Consider the following 18,080-nt stretch of genomic DNA (forward strand, 5'->3'; position numbering starts at 1 on the left):
ATGAATTGAACAAGATGTTGGCAAGTCGTAACAATCCCGACTATGCGCATTGCATGACCGCTTCCCAGCAGATCCTCCCGCAGCAGATTCTGATCGTCGAGGACGAACCGTTGATCGCCATGATGCTCGAGGATTTCCTCGAGGTGCTGGACAAGGGAGTCGCAGGCTCGGTCGATACCGTCGCTGACGCGCTCAAGCGGATCGAGCAGGGCGGCGTCGATGGCGCCATCCTCGACGTCAACCTCCGCGGCGGCGAAAAGAGCACCGCGGTCGCCGAGGCCTTGGCCGCGCGCGGCGTCCCGTTCGTCTTCGCCACCGGCGGCGGCGATGACGGCGTAGCCCCCGAATTCCGCGACCGCCCCCGCTTGCAGAAGCCCTTCACGATGGACGGCGTAGCCAAGGCTCTCGAAGGCCTCTGACTCCTTCTCCTCCTTGAAAAGGGGAGGCCGGGGGCGCTTGGTGAGAGTAACCTCATCTAGACGGTCATCCTGACGAAAGTCAGGACCCAGAGCCAAGTAGCGCATCGTCAGTAACTTGGGGTTCTGACCTCGTCGGAATGACTCCCGTTGGCGAATCGATGCCACCGTATTGCACAAACACTGTCCCAGCCTCACGCTGCGTTCCTATGTATTTGCTACATCAGACCTGATGCGACTTTCGCGAGCCCGGACGGTCACGCTGTCGTGCACGCTGGTGGCACTGGTCACAGGGTATGGTTCCGGCGGCATCAGCGTTTCGATAGCGTCGCGATACTCGCTCTCCCCGGTCGCTTGGGCGTTCGACAACGACAGCGGCACGTTTCTGATCCTCGCAACGCTTTTCGTCGTCACCATCGGTGTCATGGTCCTGCTCATCGCCCTGCTGGCGCTCGTCCACTAAATTGCCCGTTCGGCCTCGCAACTCTCTTGCGCAAATACCCCCTCCCGCGACATAGGCGTTCGCCATGACCCGCACATTCGATAAATCGCGCCTGCCGAGCCGGCATGTCTCCGTCGGTCCCGAGCGCGCCCCGCACCGCAGCTATTACTACGCGATGGGCCTCGACGAGGAGCAGATCGCACGCCCGTTCGTCGCGCTCGCGTCCGCCGGCAACAACTCCGCGCCCTGCAACACCACGCTCGACGCACAGGCCGATGCCGCGCAGGCCGGCGTCATCCAGGGCGGCGGCATGCCACGCCGCTTCAACACGATCACCGTCACCGACGGCATCGCGATGGGCCATCAGGGCATGAAGGCCTCGCTGGTGAGCCGCGAAGTCATTGCCGACTCGGTCGAGCTCTCGGTACGCGGCCATTGCTACGACGCGCTGGTCGGGTTCGCCGGTTGCGACAAGTCGCTTCCGGGCATGATGATGGCGATGCTACGCCTCAATATCCCCTCCGTCTTCGTCTATGGCGGCTCGATCCTGCCCGGCCGCTATCAGGACCGCGACGTCACCGTCGTCGACGTGTTCGAGATCGTCGGCAAATACGCGGCCGGCGCGTGCCCGCTTTCCGAAGTCCACGCGATCGAGAAGGTCGCGTGCCCCGGCCACGGCGCGTGCGGCGGCCAGTACACCGCCAACACGATGGCCTGCGTCGCGGAAGCGATCGGTTTGTCGATCCCGAACAGCAACATGGTGCCGGCTCCTTACACCACGCGCGAACAGATTGCGGTCGCCGCCGGTGCGCAGGTCATGGAGTGTCTCGCCGACAACATCCGCCCCCGCGACATCTGCACGCGCGAGGCGTTCATCAACGCTGCGCGCGTCGTCGCCGCGACCGGCGGCTCGACCAACGCCGCGCTGCATCTGCCCGCGATGGCGTCCGAAGCCGGGATCGAATTCGACCTGTTCGACGTCGCCGAGATCTTCAAGACAACGCCGTACATCGCGGACCTCAAACCCGGTGGTAAGTACGTCGCCAAGGATATGTACGAGGCCGGCGGCGTCTACATGCTGATGAAGACGATGCTCGCCGGCGGTTTCCTCAACGGCGATTGCCTGACGGTGACGGGCAAGTCGCTGGGCGAGAACATCGACCAGGTGACGTGGAACCCCGACCAGAAGGTCATTTACGACATCAAGACTCCGCTCACACCGACTGGCGGCGTCGTCGGCCTGCGCGGTAGTCTCGCCCCCGACGGCGCGATCGTGAAGGTCGCCGGCATGCACCGCCTCCAGTTCTCGGGACCTGCGCGCGTGTTCGACTGCGAGGAGGACACCTTCGCCGCCGTCGAGAACCGCGAGATCAACGAGGGCGAAGTCATCGTCATCCGCTACGAAGGCCCCAAGGGCGGCCCCGGCATGCGCGAGATGCTGTCGACCACCGCCGCGCTCTACGGGCTCGGCATGGGCGAGAGCGTCGCGCTGATCACCGATGGGCGCTTCTCGGGCGGCACGCGCGGCTTCTGCATCGGCCATGTCGGCCCCGAGGCGGCCGATGGCGGCCCGATCGCGCTCGTCGAGAATGGCGACATCATCCACATCGACGCCGAAGCCGGCACGATCGACCTCGACGTGGCGGAGGACGTGATGGCGGAGCGCCGTGCCGCGTGGGTGCCGCGCACCAGCGATTACGGGTCGGGCGCACTCTGGCGCTATGCGAAGACCGTCGGCCCCGCGTACAAGGGTGCCGTCACGCACCCTGGAGCGGCAGCCGAAACCCATGTCTACGCGGATATCTAAGCAAATACTGACGGTTGCCGCGCTCCTCTCGCTCCCGTTAGCAGCGTGCGGGCGGGGGCCGTCCAGCGCGGACGTCGAGGCCAAGCAGAAGGCCGAAACCGCCGGCGACCGCCAGATCCCATGCGCGCGCGGTACGGCTGCGTTGGCCCCGACCTGCACCGTCGAGCAGGCGCTGGGCAAGGATGGCCTGATCCTCACGGTGCGGCATGCCGATGGCGCGTTTCGCCGCCTGCTCGTCACGCGGGACGGCCGCGGCGTGATCGCGGCGGACGGGGCCGAGGTCGCAACGGTTACCGTTGTCGGGAGTGATGGCATCGAAGTAGCGCTCGGCGGCGATCGCTACCGGTTGCCCGCCACGGTCCGGGGCGTCACGCCGCAGTGATGATCGGGATCGAAGGCCGCCCCATCCTGACGGCCGCCGAAATGCGTGCAGCGGAAGACGCGGTGATCGCCACCGGCGTCTCGGTGGAAACGCTGATGGACCGCGCTGGCACCGCGATTGCACACGCAGTCCGCCGGCTCGCGGGCACAAACGAAGTTCTGATCCTCTGTGGCCCCGGCAACAACGGTGGCGACGGGTATGTCGCGGCGCGCGTGTTGGCAGGGATGGGCGTGGCGGTTCGGGTTGCGGCGTTGTCGGAGCCCAAGACGGATGCGGCGAAGTCGGCGAGGGCAGGGTGGCCAGGCCCGGTCGAAACGCTTGCGGAGGCAAAGCCCGCCCCGATCCTCGTAGACGCGCTGTTCGGCACGGGCCTCACGCGCCCGCTCGACGCCAGTACAACACCGACCCCCAACCGTTCCCCCGCGGACGCGGGGGCCCAGCTAAATCCCAAGGGCTTACCTAGCGGCCTATCCTGGGCCCCCGCGTCCGCGAGGGAACGGTCTGTGGTCGAGTGTCTCCATTCCCTCGCGAACGCCGCTCAACTCAGCATCGCTGTCGACCTGCCCAGTGGCCTTGCTACCGATACAGGCGAGGCGCTCAGCACACCCCCCGTCTTCAACCTCACCCTCGCGCTCGGCGCGGTAAAACCAGCGCACCTCCTCCAACCCGCCGCGCGCTATTGCGGCCAGATCCGCCTCCTCGACATCGGCGTCCCTACGCACAGCCAAGCTGAAGTCCTCAAGGCCCCAAGCCTCCCGACCCCCGGCCCAGACTCGCACAAATACACGCGAGGTATGGTCGCGATCGTCGCCGGCAGCATGTCAGGCGCTTCCGATCTCGCAGCGCTCGCCGCGATGCGCGCCGGTGCCGGCTACGTAACCCTGCTCGGCGATAGCCAAGGCCCCCCGCACGCACTCGTCCGCACGCCATTCTCGGACCACGCGCTCGCCAACGATCGGATCGGCGCACTGGTGATCGGTCCCGGCCTCGGCCGCGACGATACGGCCAAGGCCCGCCTCGACGCCGCGCTGACCTCGGGCCACCCGCTGATCATAGACGGCGACGCGCTCCGCCTGCTCGACCCCGAGCGGATCAAGGCGCTGAAGGTCCCCGTCATCCTCACCCCGCACTCCGGCGAGTTCGACGCACTTTTCGGCAAATCCGACGCCGACAAGATCACCCGAGCCCGAGCCGCCGCCACCCGCGCCAATGCCATCGTTGTCTTCAAAGGCGCCGACACCGTCATCGCCGCCCCAGACGGCCGCGTCCGCATCGCGCAAGGGGCCAGCGACTGGCTCTCCACCGCCGGCACCGGCGACGTGCTAGCCGGCGCGATCGGCGCGATGCTTGCCGCCCGGCTCGATCCGCTCGACGCCTGTGCCGGAGTGTGGCTCCACAGTGACGCTGCCCGCCGATTGGGCGCGGCTTTCATCGCCGACGACTTGGCGGAAGCGCTCCGGTCGGCCAGAGCGGCCCCATGACCACTGACTCGACCTCTGAAACGAACATCGACACGATCGTCCGCGTCGCAGCGCGCGGCGACGGCATGACCGCCGACGGCCGCCACGCCGCCTTCTCGGCCCCCGGCGACACGCTCGCAGCGGACGGCACCGTGATCCCCGGCCCGCACCACCAAACTCCCCCCTGCGTGCATTTCCCGACCTGCGGCGGCTGCCAGCTCCAGCATCTCGACGACCAGGCCTATGCCGAGTTCGTCACCGACCGCATCGCCTCCGCGCTCGACGGCCAGGACCTGTCCGCCCCGATCCGCACGCCGCACATTTCCCCCGAGCGCAGCCGCCGCCGCGCGACGCTCCACGCCGAGGCCAAGGGCGGCAAGATCACGCTCGGCTTCACCGCGGAGAAAGCGCACACGATCGTCGACATCAAGGAATGCTGGATCCTCGATCCGCGCCTGTTCGCGCTCGTCCACCCGTTGCGTTTGCTGCTCAAGCGCCTCAACTTCCGCCGCCGCGCGGACATCCACCTGACGCTCGCCGACCAGGGCGCCGACATCCTGATCACCGGGTTCGCCCCCGAAGGCCTCCCCGCCGCCGAAGCGCTCACCAAATTCTGCGAAGACTACAAGATCGCCCGCGTGGCGTTCGACGACGGTCTCGGACCCGAGACGCGCTGGGAGCCGGACGCGGTCACGATCACGCTCGGCGGCGTCCCCGTACCGCTCCCGCCCGCGTCGTTCCTTCAGGCCACGCCGGACGGCGAAGCTGCGCTTACCGCCGCCGTCCTAGAAGCGATCGGCAAGCCCGCGACGGTCGCGGACCTCTTCGCCGGCCTAGGCACGTTCACGCTGGCGATCCCCGCGAAGGTCTATGCGGCCGAAGGCGCGCGCGACGCACTCGGCTCGCTGAAGGCCGCCGCGCATCGCACGCAGCGCCCGGTCTACCCGGAGCACCGTGATCTCTACCGCCGACCGCTGACGGTGGCCGAGCTCGACCGCTTCGACGCGGTGGTGATCGATCCGCCCCGGTCCGGCGCGCGCGAACAGGCTACCGCGCTCGCCGAATGCAAGACGCCCGTGATCGCCTACGTCTCGTGCAACCCGGCCAGCTTCGCGCGCGATGCCAAGGAGTTGTGCGACGCCGGCTGGCGGATCGACTGGGTCCAGCCCGTCGGCCAGTTCCGCTGGTCGACGCATGTCGAGCTAGCCGCGAAGTTCGTCCGCTAACTATCCTACCCTGTAAGGGGAGGTGGCAGCGCATTGCGCTGACGGAGGGGTGACCCGCTATCGAGAGGGCGATACCCCTCCGTCGCTACGCGACACCTCCCCTTCCAGGGGAGGATAAGCGTGGCGATCAAAGCCGCTGGCTAAATCTCCGGATAAACCGCACTCACGAAGAACAACCCGTCAGGCGGCGCATTGAGCCCCAGCATCGCCCGATCCTTCGCCTCCAGCGCGGCCGCAACATCGCCAACCGCCCAACGCCCCATACCCACCAGCGCCAGACATCCGACCATAGACCGCACCTGATGATGCAGGAACGATCGCGCCGCCGCATAGACGAACAGCCGCTCCCCCTCCCGCACCACCTCAAGCCGGTCCAGAGTCCGCACCGGGCTATCCGCCTGGCAATGCGCCGACCGAAACGTCGTGAAGTCATGCCGCCCGACCAGCGCCCCGGCAGCCTCCGCCATCGCGTCTGCATCCAGCAATTGCGGCACCTGCCAGGCCAGCCCCGCCTCGAACGTCAGCGGCGATCGCCGGTTGACGATCCGGTACTCGTACGACCGCCCGACGCACGAAAACCGCGCATGCCAATCGTCGTCGACCACCTCGCACGCCAGCACCGACACCGGCGCCGGCTTCACCAGCGCATTCAGCCCCTCCATCAACCGAAACGCCGCGAGCGGCTTCGCAATGTCGACATGCGCACGCATCGCGATCCCGTGCACACCCGCATCGGTCCGCCCCGCCGCCTGTACCGACGCGGTCTCGCCGGTCATCTTCAACACCGCCGCCTCCAGCGCCGCCTGAACGCTCGGCCCATGCTTCTGCCGCTGCCAGCCCATGAACGGCCGCCCGTCGAATTCCACCGTCAACGCGAACCGCGTCAAAGCTGCGTCCCCGACGGGATCGCAAACCCGCGCAGCATTTCCTCCGCCGAGGTCACGCCACGCCCAGCGCGCTGCACTAGGGTCGGCCGGATCGCCCCGTCGCCACACCCGATCGTCAGCTCGCCGTTGACCGTCAGACCCTCGCACCCAAGAAACGAGAACGGCAGCACGTCCGCGGCCAGCACCTTCACCCGCTCGCCGGCATGCTCGAACCACGCCCCCGGCGCCGGGTTCATCGCCCGTACCAGCCGCTCGACCTCGACCGCCGACCGCTCGAAATCGATCCGCGCCTCCGCCTTGTCGATCTTCGCCGCATAGGTAACGCCCTCCGCGGGTTGCGGCCGGGCAGGGTAGGCGTCGAGATCGCTCAGCACCTCGACCATCAACCGAGCCCCCATCGCCGAGAGTTCGGACGTCAGATCCCCCGCGGTCTTGCCGACGATCGGCGTGCGTCCCTCGAGCCGAACCGGGCCGGTATCCAGACCCGCCTCCATCTGCATGATCCCCACGCCCGTCTCGGCATCGCCCGCGAGAATAGCCCGCTGCACCGGCGCCGCGCCGCGCCACCGCGGCAATAGCGACCCGTGCACATTGAGGCACCCGAACCGCGGCGCCTCCAGCACCGCGCGAGGCAGAATAAGACCATAGGCCGCAACCACCGCCACATCCGCGTCCAAGGCGGAAAACGCCTCGCGAGCCTCCAGCCCCTCCGGCAAAGACGCCTTGAACGACACCGGCGTCCGCACCTCGATGCCCAGCGCTTCCGCCCGAACTTGCACCGGCGACGGCACCAACTCGCGCCCACGCCGCCCCCCTGGCCTAGCCGGCTGGCAATACGCCGCCACCAGTTCATGCCCCGCCGCGACGAGGGCCTCCAGCACCGGCACTGCGAAGTCCGGCGTTCCCATGAAGATGATCCGCATGGCCCTCTCGAACACGCTGGCGGGGAGCCGCGCAACCCCCTATCTGTTCCCTATGGCATCCCCCGAGATCGAGGCGCTGACGCAGGCGCTGGCCCGGCTCCCCGGCCTCGGCCCCCGGTCCGCACGTCGCGCCGTGCTGCATCTGCTCAAGAAGCGCGACGCGGCGTTGGGTCCCTTGCGCGAGGCACTGACCGCGGTAGACGAGCGGCTGGAGAACTGCTCGACCTGCGGCAACGTCGACACCACCAACCCCTGCGCGATCTGCGCCGACCCGCGCCGCGACCAACGTTCGCTGTGCGTGGTCGAGGAGGTTGCAGATCTCTGGGCACTCGACCGTTCCCGCCTGTTCCCCGGCCGCTTCCACGTCCTCGGTGGGCGCCTGTCGGCACTCGAAGGCATCCGCCCCGAGGACCTGAGCATCGACAGCCTCGTCCGCCGCATCGAAGCCGGCGGCATCGACGAGGTCGTCCTCGCGATGAACGCCACGCTCGAAGGCCAGACCACCGCACACTACATCGCCGAGCGCATCGAACGCTTCCCCGTTCGCGTCACCCAGCTCGCGCACGGCCTGCCGGTCGGCGGCGAACTCGACTATCTCGACGAGGGCACGCTGGCGCAGGCGTTAAGGGCAAGGCGGCCAATGGCTTGACGCACCCCCGCGCGGAACCTAGCTGCGCAGGATGACCGTCATGACCGTTCTCGAAGTCCCCGATCCCCGCCTGCGCCTCGTCGCCGAGCCGGTGGAGACGGTCGACGACTCCACCCGCACGCTCGTCGCCGACATGATCGAGACGATGTACGACTTCAACGGCATCGGCCTTGCGGCGACCCAGGTCGGCGTACAGCTGCGCGTCCTCGTCATCGATCTCCAGGAGGAGAAGGATGAGGACGATAAGCCGATCAAGAACCCCAAGGCGTATATCAACGCCGAGATCCTGTCGGTCAGCGACGAGGTCTCCACGTACAACGAGGGCTGCCTCTCGATTCCGGAGCAATATGCCGAGGTGGCGCGCCCGGCGCGGTGCCGCGTGAAGTGGCTCGACGAGACCGGTGCTGCGCACGAAGAGGATTTCGACGGGTTGCTCTCGACCTGCATGCAGCACGAGATCGACCATCTCGACGGCGTCTTGTTCATCGACCACATCAGCCGCCTCAAGCGCGACATGGTGCTGAAGAAGCTGGCGAAGCAGCGCAAGCTGGGGTGAGGGGCGGGGGGCTCTTAGAGCGTATCTGAGAGCACGCCCCCAATCACCCAACACGCGACCACCCCGGCGAAGGCCGGGGCCCAGTTGGAAAGGCCGCAGTAACTACGCTCCGCGCTCAGTTAGCGACGTCCCCCAACTGGGCCCCGGCCTCCGCCGGGGTGGTGCTGGTGGAGAAGGTGTCTCCCCCCCTAGTTCCCCCGCGAAGGCGGGGGCCCAGGACCACAAGCGCCACTGCTCATAACCCAGGACTCCCGCCTCCGCGGAAGAACAACATATTCCGATTGTCCTACATCAACCGTTCGACGTATGTTCCACGCATGACGTCTCCATCTCGCTTCCAAACCCGCTCGCCGATGCGCACATTCTCCCCTAAGAAAATGCTGCGCCAGCGTCTGCACTTTGTGCACTTCCAGCTAAATTCGCGGGTGCAAAATGGCTGAGTTCGCCATCATCGCCGTCCTCGCGCTAGCCGCCGGCATCCTCCTCGGCTGGCTGCTAGCCTCCCGCCGAGCCGCCACCCTAGCCAGCGAACTCGCCGTCGCCCAAACCAAGGTCGCCGACGCCGACCTCATCCGCACCGCGCGCGACGCCGTCGAGCGCGAACGCAACGCCGCGATGCAGGACCTCGCTACCCTCCGCGCGCAGAACGCCGAGCGCGCCACCGACACCGACCGCCTGCGCCTCGACCTCGCAGCGATCCGCACCGACCGCGATGCCGCCCGCACCGAAATCGCCACACTGAAAGCACAAGGCGAGGCGTTCGAAGCCCGCCTGCTCGAGCTCCGCGAGGCGAAGGACGTCATGGCCGCGCAGTTCGGCGACGTCGCCAACAAGCTGCTGAGCGACGCGCAGAAGACCTTCCTCGAACGCGCCGACGCTCGCTTCCGCCAGTCCGAGGAATCCGCCGGCCTCAACCTCAAGTCGATGCTGCAACCCGTCAGCGACCGCCTGCAACGCTACGAAGAGGGCGTCGCCAAGGTCGAGGCCGAGCGCCGCGACGCGTTCGGTGACCTCAAGGGCCAGATCGAACAGATGCGCCTCGGCCAGGAAAAGGTCTCCACCGAAGCCGCCAAGCTTGTCAACTCCCTCCGCAACGCCCCCAAGTCCCGCGGCCGCTGGGGCGAACAGCAGCTGAAGAACGTCCTCGAAACCTGTGGCCTCAGCGAACACACCGACTTCCAGACCGAGGTCTCGGTCGCGGTCGGCGACGACGGGGCAAGGTTACGCCCCGACGCAATCATCCGCGTCCCCGGCGGTCGCGCGCTGGTGATCGACGCAAAGGTCTCGCTCAACGCGTACCAGGACGCGTTCGGCGCGGTCGACGACGCCGAGCGCCTGATCGGCCTAGCCGCCCATGCGGCCTCGATGCGCGCACACGTCAACGGCCTCGGCAACAAGGCCTATTGGAGCCAGTTCGCCGACACGCCCGACTACGTCATCATGTTCGTCCCCGGCGAACATTTCCTCTCCGCCGCGCTCGAACACGACCCGACGCTCTGGGACTTTGCCTTCGAAAAGCGCGTGCTGCTGGCAACCCCAACGAACCTGATCGCGATCGCCCGCACCGTGGCGGCGGTCTGGCGCCAGGAAAAACTCGCCAACGAAGCGCGCAAGATCGGCGAGCTCGGCAAGGAAATGCACGATCGCCTCGCCAAGGTCGCGGACGACCTGCGCAAAGTCGGTGTCGGCCTCAACAGCGCGGTGAAGAACTTCAACGGCTTCACCAACTCGTTCAACGGCCGCCTGATGGTGACGGGGCGCAAGTTCCGCGACCTGAACATCGAAACGGGTGCGCGGGATCTGGAGGACGTGTCATCGGTAGACGCGCTGGCGCTAGGCGAGGGGCCCGCGCTGATCGAGAAGCCGGAGAACGTCGAAAGCTGACCTTCCACTACCACCACCCCGGCGAAGGCCGGGGCCCAGTTGGCGGACGCGGATGATGGACGCTGCGATCCGTTACTTTAGCTTTCTCAACTGGGCCCCGGCCTTCGCCGGGGTGGTGGTGGAGGGTGGCTTCTTCCGCACCAGAAACCGATCGGTACAAAAATCGTTCACCTCTCGGCAACCTTTCCACATCCCGCGCATTAACCGGATAACACCCCCAAGAGTCATCCGGTCATGAAACACCTAGTCCCCATCCTCTGCGCCCTCATCCCCTTCGCAGCAATGATCGGCGCCTGCGTAACCTGCCCCTGACACCCGCCGCAAAAGCACGAAAGAAAAGGCCCGCCCGGATCACTCCGGGCGGGCCTTTCTGTATCGGCTAGAAGGGAAGCGAAGGGATCAACCCTGCGCTTCTTCCTCCTGGTCGCGAGGAGCTTCGGCGGTCGCGCCGGGCTCTGCGTTCGGATCGTAATCCTCGACGAAGCCAGCCTCGTCGCGCTCGAACATCGACGACATCACGTCGACGCCCGAAGCCTGCATCTCGGCCTCTTCAGGCGAGCGGGCAACGTTGACCTTGACGGCCACCGACACCTCGGGGTGCAGCGACACCTTGACGGTGTAGACACCGATCGCCTTGATCGGCTTGTCGAGCACGATCGCCGACTTGCCGACCTTGTGACCATCGGCCACCAGCGCATCGACCAGATCGCGAACCGCGACCGAACCGTAGAGCTGACCGGTGTTCGACGCCTGACGGATCAGGGTCACGGTCGCGTCGTTGAAGGTCTTCGCTTCGGTCTCGGCATCGCTGCGACGCGATGCGTTGTCCGATTCGATCTTCGCACGGTTCGACTCGAACACCTTGCGGTTGGCTTCGTTCGAACGAAGCGCCTTCTTGTTGGGAAGCAGGAAGTTACGTGCGTAACCGTCCTTGACCTTCACCACGTCGCCGATAGCACCAAGCTTTTCGACGCGCTCAAGCAGAATGACGTCCATGTGGGCGCTCCTTACTTAACGATGTAGGGCAGCAAGCCCAGATGACGCGCGCGCTTGATGGCCTGGGCCAGTTCGCGCTGCTTCTTTGCGGCCACCGAAGTGATACGCGACGGGACGATCTTGCCACGCTCGGACACGAAGCCCTGCAGCAACCGGACGTCCTTATAGTCGATCCGGGGAGCGTCTTTGGCGGAGAACGGGCAGCTCTTGCGGCGGCGGAAGAATGGACGTGCCATGTTTATTCAGCTCCCTCTTCGCGGTCACGACGGGGACCACGGTCCGGACGATCGCCACGATCGGGACGGCCCTCACGGCCACCTTCACGGTCGCCACGACGCTCGCGGTCACGATCCTGCTTGCGCATCATCACGGTCGGGCCCTCTTCGAGGGTGTCGACCTTGACCGTCATGTAACGGATGATGTCTTCGTTGATCTGGGTCTGGCGCTCCAGCTCTGCGATCACGCTGCCCGGGGCATCGATCTCGAGCATGACATAGTGCGCCTTGCGGTTCTTGGCGATCTTGTACGCGAGCGAACGCAGGCCCCAGTTCTCGGTCTTTACGACCCGACCTTCGTTGTCGTTCACGATCTTGGTGGCGATTTCCGCCAGTGCGTCCACCTGCGCTTGTGCCAGATCCTGGCGCGCAAGGAACACGTGCTCGTAAAGAGCCATGTCTTGTCCTTCGTCTTGGCCGATCGCTGATACACGCCCCATGCGTGCACCCCTCCGGCTGTCGTCTAGAATGCAAACAGGGGCGAGAGACGCGAATCTCTCACCCCGGTTGCAGAGGGCCTTAGCCGATTATCCGGCAAAGGCAAGGTAATGGTAGGTGTTACCGGAACGCGCCGCCACGAACCTGGACCACGTTGCCGCGACCGTCGATCAGGATCGCGTCACGACCCGAGCGAACCCACTGATGCGCGCGGGGCGGGGGTGCAAGGCGATAGTTGCGGTACGTGGTGATGACCCGGTAGTTCTGCGCCTGGCGACGATCGAAGCGCTGGCCGGCGCGCCAGTTGCGATACTGCGGCGTGCGGACAACGGTGCGCTTGGTAACGACGGTGCGGCCGTTGTCGTTGTGGCGCACGGTGGTGACTTCGCGACGCTGCTGCGCTTCGGCAGGCGCTGCGGCGAGCAGGGGGCTGGCAACTAGGGTGGCGGCAAGCGCACTGAGGATGAACGTCTTCATGATAATCTCCCGTTTGAAACACGGCGCCGTTGCTGCGGCGTCCTCCATAATCTGCGAGCCGATTGTCGCAGGCGATTGTCGCAAGGTCGGCGAAATGGTCGCATATTGTCGCAAGGTCGCCGGGTTCGTTCAGGTTGCAACTCGCCGCGCACCTTTATAGGCCCCGCGCTCAAACGAAGACCGAACACACAGGAGAGATCATGCGCGCGTTCATCTTCCCCGGCCAGGGGAGCCAGTCTGTCGGCATGGGCAAGGCGCTCGCCGACGCCAGTGCCACCGCCCGCGAGGTCTTCGCCGAAGTCGACGAGGCGCTCGGCCAGCACCTGTTCCGCCTGATGAGCGAAGGTCCCGCGGACGACCTGCTCCTCACCGAGAACGCGCAGCCCGCGATCATGGCGAACGCGATCGCCACCTTGCGCGTCGCCGAGAAGGAAGGCGGCATCCGCCTCGCCGACAAGGCGGACTACGTCGCCGGCCATAGCCTCGGCGAATATACCGCCTTGTGCGCCGCCGGTGCGCTCGATCTGTCGACCACCGCGCGTCTCCTGAAACTCCGCGGCCGCGCGATGCAGGCCGCCGTCCCGGTAGGTGAGGGCGCGATGGCCGCGTTGCTCGGCACCGACCTCGAAAAGGCGCAGGTGGTCGCTGGCGCCGCGGTCGACGCGATCCTCGCAGAGGGCGGTCCCGAACTGATCTGTACCGTCGCCAACGACAACGACCCCTCGCAGGTCGTCATCTCCGGCCACCGCCTCGCCATCGAAAAGGCGATCGCACTGGCCAAGGACCTAGGCGCCAAGCGTGCGGTATTGTTGCCCGTCTCCGCCCCCTTCCACTGCCCCCTAATGCAGCCCGCCGCCGAAGCCATGGAAGCCGCGCTTCTAGACGCCGACCTCCGCGCGCCCCTGGTCCCCGTCTTCGCCAACGTAGACGCCACCGCCGTCGCCGACCCGGGGGCGATCCGTCACCTGTTGGTCCAGCAGGTCACCGGCATGGTCCGCTGGCGCGAATCGGTTTTAGCGATGCACGCGGCGGGCGTTGACCACTTCGTCGAATTCGGCGGCAAGGTCCTCAGCCCGATGGTCAAGCGCATCACCCCCGACGCCGAAACGACGAGCGTCATCACGATGGACGACATCGAGGGATTCGTGAAGAAGATGTGATTCACGCGAAGGCGCAAAGGCGCAAAGACGATGGATCTCGAGGCTGCCGCTTCCGACGTCATTGATGTTTCGCTTCGCCTTCACCGGGAGCTTGGGCCTGGATTGCTCGAAAGCGTCTACGAGACTGTGTTGGCGAGCCAGCTCGCCAGTCTGGGATATGAGGTCGAGCGGCAACGCTCTGTCTCGATCGATTTCGAAGGGCTGCATTTCGAAGCGGCGTTCCGGATCGACCTCATCGTTGGCAACCAGCTACTGGTTGAAATCAAATCGGTCGAGCGACTGAATGCCGTTCATGCAAAGCAACTGCTGACCTATCTGCGACTAACCAAACAGCCCTTGGGGCTGCTGATCAACTTCGGAGGCGAGACGCTGAAGGAGGGGCTCCGTCGGATCGTCAACGGCTACACCCCCTTCGCGCCATCGCGCCTTCGCGTGAACAAAATCTGATGGAGACTAAAATGTTCGACCTCACAGGCATGACCGCCCTCGTCACCGGGGCATCCGGCGGGATCGGGTCCGAGATCGCCAAGGCCCTAGTCGCCCAGGGCGCGCGCCTCGCCGTATCCGGCTCCAACGCCGACAAGCTCGAAGCCTTCCGCGCCAGCCTCGGCGGCGACCACGTCGCACTCCCCTGCAACCTCTCAGACGCAGCCGCAGTCGACGCGCTCGTCCCCCAAGCCGTCGAAGCGCTCGGTGGCAAGCTCGACATCCTCGTCAACAACGCCGGCGTCACGCGCGACAATCTCGCGATGCGGATGAAGGACGACGAGTGGGACAGCGTCATCCGCGTCAATCTCGAAGCCGCGTTCCGCCTCATGCGCGCCGCTGCCAAGCCGATGATGAAGGCGCGCTTCGGCCGGATGATCTCGGTCACCTCGATCGTCGGCGTCACCGGCAATCCCGGCCAGGCGAACTACGCGGCATCGAAGGCCGGCCTGATCGGCATGTCGAAATCGATGGCGCAGGAACTCGCCAGCCGCGGCATCACCGTCAACTGCGTCGCACCCGGTTTCATCACCTCGCCGATGACCGACGCGCTGCCCGACGCGCAGAAGACCGCGCTCACCGCGAAGATTCCCGCCGGTCGGCTTGGCGAAGGCGCAGACATCGGCGCGGCGATCGTGTACCTCGCTAGCCGTGAAGCCGGGTACGTCACGGGACAAACCGTGCACGTGAACGGCGGGATGGCGATGATCTGAACTTGCGCGCTGAACTACCGCGTTCTAGGTGCGTTCAGGAAATACCGAAAACCCCCAGATTTGAAGAGGGAACTACCATGAGCGAGACAGCTGACCGCGTGAAGAAGATCGTCGTCGAGCATCTCGGCGTCGAAGCCGACAAGGTGACCGAGGACGCGAGCTTCATCGACGACCTGGGCGCAGACAGCCTCGACATCGTCGAACTCGTCATGGCGTTCGAGGAAGAATTCGGTGTCGAGATCCCCGATGATGCCGCCGAGAAGATTGCGACCGTCAAGGATGCGATCACCTACATCGACGAGCACAAGGCCTGATCAGGGTCTAGGGTTCAAACCTTTGGACCTGCCCTGAAGGGTGTGATTTGAGCGGCTCCCCGTCCTTGGGCAAAGAGGGCGGGGAGCCGTTTCGTTTTGAGAGCAGACGGAGTTTGAAGCCATGCGGCGTGTCGTCGTAACCGGGCTAGGCCTGGTCACCCCTCTGGGGGCGGATGTTGAAACGGCCTGGGCGAATATCCTCGCCGGCAAGTCGGGCGCGGGCCCGATCACGCGCTTCGACGCGTCGGATCAGGTGTGCCGCATCGCCTGCGAGGTGAAACCGGCCGACCACGAATATGGCTTCGACCCCGGCAAGCGGGTCGATCACAAGGTCCAGCGGCAGGTCGATCCGTTCATCATCTACGGCATCGACGCCGCCGGCCAGGCTCTGGAAGACGCCGGGCTGACCGAGATGACGCTCGAAGAGAGCTGGCGTGCCGGCGTGTCGATCGGCTCGGGCATCGGCGGTCTGCCGGGCATCGAGAGCGAATCGATCGTCCTCCACACCAAGGGCCCGCGTCGCGTTTCGCCACACTTCGTCCACGGCCGTCTGATCAACCTGATCTCGGGTCAGGTCTCGATCAAATACGGCCTGCGCGGTCCGAATCACGCGGTCGTCACCGCCTGCTCGACCGGCGCGCACGCCATTGGCGATGCAGCGCGGATGATCGCGATGGACGACGCCGACGTGATGCTCGCGGGCGGCGCGGAGGGCACCGTCTGCCCGCTCGGGATCGCTGGCTTCGCACAGGCACGCGCGCTGTCGACCAACTTCAACGATTCGCCCGAAAAGGCCTCGCGTCCTTACGACAAGGATCGCGACGGCTTCGTGATGGGCGAGGGTGCGGGCGTGCTGGTGCTCGAGGAGTACGAACACGCCAAGGCACGCGGTGCGAAGATGTATGCCGAGGTGATCGGTTACGGCCTGTCGGGCGACGCATACCACGTGACCGCGCCGCATCCGGAAGGCGATGGCGCGTTCCGGTCGATGCAGATGGCGATCAAGAAGTCGGGCCTCGCGCTCGAGGACATCGACTATATCAACGCGCACGGCACCTCGACGCCTTTGGGTGACGAGCTCGAACTCGGTGCGGTCCGCCGCCTGTTCGGCGATGCGATTTCGGGCCTGTCGATGTCGTCGACCAAGTCCGCGATCGGCCATCTGCTCGGCGGCGCTGGCGCGGTCGAAAGCATCTTCTGCATCCTCGCGCTGCGTGACCAGATCGTCCCGCCGACGCTGAACCTCGACAATCCGAGCGACAGCTGCGTGGGCGTCGACCTCGTGCCCCACGTCGCCAAGAAGCGTGAAGTCCGCGCGGTGCTGAACAACTCGTTCGGCTTCGGCGGCACCAACGCGTCGCTGGTGATGACGAAGGTCCGCTAAAAACCTTGTTCCCCCGCGAAGGGTCACCCACCAAAGTAATACTTTGGTGGGGCCCAAGGCGGGGGCCCAGACTGGGTTCCCGCCTTCGCGGGGGTCCAAGGAGTACCAATGCGCAAGGTCGGCTGTTTCGGATTGATCATCGGCCTGGCGGCAGTCGTCGCGCTGTTCCTGGTCGTCCAAGGCTGGGGCGGCGCTGGCCCAGCACCGCGCACGCTGACCGTCCAGATCGGCGAAGGCAGCACTTTGGCCGGCGCTGCCACCGAACTCGAAAAGGCCGGCGCGATCCCCTCGGCCCGCCGCTTCCGCCTGTACGCGCGCGTGTTCGGCTCGGGCGACCCGATCAAGGCCGGTGAATACCGCATCGCGCCGCACGCCAGCCAGTCCGACATCCTCAAGCTGATGCAGGGCGGCAAGGTCGTCCAGCGCCTCGTCGTCGTCCCCGAAGGCTATCCTTCCGTCCTCGTCCACGACGCGCTGATGAAGGCCGACGGCCTGACCGGCACCGTGCCCGTCCCCGCGGAAGGCTCGATTCTCCCCGACAGCTACGCCTTCCAGGCCGGTGACACCCGCGCATCGGTCGTCACGAGGATGCAGGCGGCGATGAAGACCTACCTCGCCACCGCCTGGGCCGCGCGCAAGCCTGGCATCGCGGTGACGACCCCCGAACAGGCGATCATCCTCGCCTCGATCGTTGAGAAGGAAACCGGCAAGCCCTCCGAACGCCGCACCGTCGCCGCGGTCTACGGCAATCGCCTGCGGGGCGGCATGCCGCTTCAGGCGGACCCCACCGTGATCTACCCGATCACCAAGGGCCGTCCGCTAGGCCGCCGCATCCTGCGGTCGGAACTGCACGCGAAGAACGGCTACAACACCTATGCCGAAGCCGGCCTGCCGATCGGCCCGATCGCCAACCCCGGCCGTGCCTCGATCGACGCGGTGCTTGACCCGGCCCAAACGAACGCGCTCTATTTCGTAGCAGACGGCACCGGCGGCCACGTATTCGCGAACACGCTGGCAGAGCACAATGCCAACGTGAAAAAATGGTACGCCATCCGCAAAGCCCGCGGCGAGATGTAATCCTCCCCGGAACGGGGAGGGGGACCATCCGCAGGATGGTGGAGGGGGCTCGCCGCGAGCGCACCAGCAGTGGGGCGGGATCCCGCGGGGCGGTACGCTCGTGGCACTCCCCCTCCACCCCGCCGCTT

General features: G+C 66.1%; 21 protein-coding genes. 15 read left to right on the forward strand and 6 right to left on the reverse strand.

Annotated features, from left to right (window positions below):
* Positions 1 to 53: 53 nt before the first annotated feature.
* The 6 genes from ASF09_RS14865 (at position 54) to ASF09_RS14890 (ending at position 5,733) form a co-directional block, all read left to right on the forward strand.
* Complete coding sequence (locus ASF09_RS14865) at positions 54 to 419, forward strand: response regulator (protein ID WP_060527091.1); 366 nt, start codon at positions 54 to 56, stop codon at positions 417 to 419.
* Positions 420 to 648: 229 nt separating this feature from the next.
* Positions 649 to 879, forward strand: coding sequence for a hypothetical protein (locus tag ASF09_RS14870; protein WP_060526929.1), 231 nt, complete (start codon positions 649 to 651; stop codon positions 877 to 879).
* Between the two features lie 64 nt (positions 880 to 943).
* Positions 944 to 2,665: a dihydroxy-acid dehydratase gene (ilvD, locus tag ASF09_RS14875; RefSeq protein ID WP_060526930.1), complete on the forward strand. Its 1,722-nt coding sequence runs from the start codon at positions 944 to 946 to the stop codon at positions 2,663 to 2,665.
* Positions 2,646 to 3,047 carry a hypothetical protein gene (locus tag ASF09_RS14880; RefSeq protein WP_060526931.1) on the forward strand — a complete coding sequence of 134 codons (402 nt, stop codon included), beginning with the start codon at positions 2,646 to 2,648 and terminating at the stop codon, positions 3,045 to 3,047. The genes ilvD and ASF09_RS14880 overlap by 20 nt, the downstream gene beginning before the upstream one ends.
* Complete coding sequence (locus ASF09_RS14885) at positions 3,047 to 4,528, forward strand: NAD(P)H-hydrate dehydratase (protein ID WP_060526932.1); 1,482 nt, start codon at positions 3,047 to 3,049, stop codon at positions 4,526 to 4,528. Before ASF09_RS14880 ends, ASF09_RS14885 begins: the two co-directional genes overlap by 1 nt.
* On the forward strand, positions 4,525 to 5,733 hold the full coding sequence (locus ASF09_RS14890) for a class I SAM-dependent RNA methyltransferase (protein ID WP_060526933.1): 1,209 nt from the start codon (positions 4,525 to 4,527) through the stop codon (positions 5,731 to 5,733). The genes ASF09_RS14885 and ASF09_RS14890 overlap by 4 nt, the downstream gene beginning before the upstream one ends.
* Positions 5,734 to 5,873: 140 nt before the next feature.
* Here ASF09_RS14890 and truA read toward each other — a convergent pair whose 3' ends face one another.
* Positions 5,874 to 6,620, reverse strand: coding sequence for a tRNA pseudouridine(38-40) synthase TruA (truA, locus tag ASF09_RS14895; RefSeq protein WP_060526934.1), 747 nt, complete (start codon positions 6,618 to 6,620; stop codon positions 5,874 to 5,876).
* Positions 6,617 to 7,543, reverse strand: coding sequence for a methionyl-tRNA formyltransferase (fmt, locus tag ASF09_RS14900; RefSeq protein WP_060526935.1), 927 nt, complete (start codon positions 7,541 to 7,543; stop codon positions 6,617 to 6,619). The genes truA and fmt overlap by 4 nt, the downstream gene beginning before the upstream one ends.
* A 52-nt stretch (positions 7,544 to 7,595) precedes the next feature.
* On the opposite strand from fmt, the gene recR reads away from it, so the two are divergent.
* The 3 genes from recR to rmuC all read left to right on the forward strand — a co-directional run bounded on the left by recR (position 7,596) and on the right by rmuC (position 10,632).
* Positions 7,596 to 8,192, forward strand: a complete 597-nt coding sequence (gene recR, locus ASF09_RS14905; protein ID WP_056052820.1) for a recombination mediator RecR — start codon at positions 7,596 to 7,598, stop codon at positions 8,190 to 8,192.
* Positions 8,193 to 8,223: 31 nt separating this feature from the next.
* On the forward strand, positions 8,224 to 8,748 hold the full coding sequence (gene def / locus ASF09_RS14910) for a peptide deformylase (protein ID WP_060526936.1): 525 nt from the start codon (positions 8,224 to 8,226) through the stop codon (positions 8,746 to 8,748).
* Positions 8,749 to 9,180: 432 nt separating this feature from the next.
* Positions 9,181 to 10,632 (forward strand): DNA recombination protein RmuC, encoded by a 1,452-nt coding sequence (gene rmuC, locus ASF09_RS14915; RefSeq protein ID WP_060526937.1) that lies wholly within the window; start codon positions 9,181 to 9,183, stop codon positions 10,630 to 10,632.
* Positions 10,633 to 11,031: 399 nt separating this feature from the next.
* Here rmuC and rplI read toward each other — a convergent pair whose 3' ends face one another.
* From rplI to ASF09_RS14935, 4 genes are all read right to left on the reverse strand, one after another.
* Complete coding sequence (rplI, locus tag ASF09_RS14920; RefSeq protein WP_056050886.1) at positions 11,032 to 11,628, reverse strand: 50S ribosomal protein L9; 597 nt, start codon at positions 11,626 to 11,628, stop codon at positions 11,032 to 11,034.
* An 11-nt stretch (positions 11,629 to 11,639) separates the two neighbouring features.
* Entirely contained in the window at positions 11,640 to 11,864 is a 225-nt protein-coding gene (gene rpsR, locus ASF09_RS14925) for a 30S ribosomal protein S18 (protein WP_031393978.1), read from the reverse strand.
* A gap of 2 nt (positions 11,865 to 11,866) precedes the next feature.
* Positions 11,867 to 12,301 (reverse strand): 30S ribosomal protein S6, encoded by a 435-nt coding sequence (gene rpsF / locus ASF09_RS14930; RefSeq protein ID WP_056050884.1) that lies wholly within the window; start codon positions 12,299 to 12,301, stop codon positions 11,867 to 11,869.
* Positions 12,302 to 12,461: 160 nt separating this feature from the next.
* Positions 12,462 to 12,818: an RcnB family protein gene (locus ASF09_RS14935; RefSeq protein WP_060526938.1), complete on the reverse strand. Its 357-nt coding sequence runs from the start codon at positions 12,816 to 12,818 to the stop codon at positions 12,462 to 12,464.
* A gap of 200 nt (positions 12,819 to 13,018) precedes the next feature.
* Here ASF09_RS14935 and fabD point away from each other — a divergent pair, with 200 nt between their 5' ends.
* From fabD to mltG, 6 genes are all read left to right on the forward strand, one after another.
* Positions 13,019 to 13,978: an ACP S-malonyltransferase gene (fabD, locus tag ASF09_RS14940; protein ID WP_060526939.1), complete on the forward strand. Its 960-nt coding sequence runs from the start codon at positions 13,019 to 13,021 to the stop codon at positions 13,976 to 13,978.
* Between the two features lie 30 nt (positions 13,979 to 14,008).
* Entirely contained in the window at positions 14,009 to 14,425 is a 417-nt protein-coding gene (locus tag ASF09_RS14945) for a GxxExxY protein (protein ID WP_060526940.1), read from the forward strand.
* Positions 14,426 to 14,436: 11 nt separating this feature from the next.
* Complete coding sequence (gene fabG, locus ASF09_RS14950; protein ID WP_060526941.1) at positions 14,437 to 15,177, forward strand: 3-oxoacyl-[acyl-carrier-protein] reductase; 741 nt, start codon at positions 14,437 to 14,439, stop codon at positions 15,175 to 15,177.
* Between the two features lie 77 nt (positions 15,178 to 15,254).
* Positions 15,255 to 15,491 (forward strand): acyl carrier protein, encoded by a 237-nt coding sequence (locus ASF09_RS14955; protein ID WP_031393971.1) that lies wholly within the window; start codon positions 15,255 to 15,257, stop codon positions 15,489 to 15,491.
* A 121-nt stretch (positions 15,492 to 15,612) separates the two neighbouring features.
* Positions 15,613 to 16,875, forward strand: coding sequence for a beta-ketoacyl-ACP synthase II (gene fabF, locus ASF09_RS14960; RefSeq protein ID WP_060526942.1), 1,263 nt, complete (start codon positions 15,613 to 15,615; stop codon positions 16,873 to 16,875).
* Between the two features lie 108 nt (positions 16,876 to 16,983).
* On the forward strand, positions 16,984 to 17,952 hold the full coding sequence (mltG, locus tag ASF09_RS14965) for an endolytic transglycosylase MltG (RefSeq protein ID WP_060526943.1): 969 nt from the start codon (positions 16,984 to 16,986) through the stop codon (positions 17,950 to 17,952).
* Positions 17,953 to 18,080: the final 128 nt, after the last annotated feature.

Source organism: Sphingomonas sp. Leaf242, from assembly GCF_001422045.1.
Lineage (GTDB): Bacteria > Pseudomonadota > Alphaproteobacteria > Sphingomonadales > Sphingomonadaceae > Sphingomonas.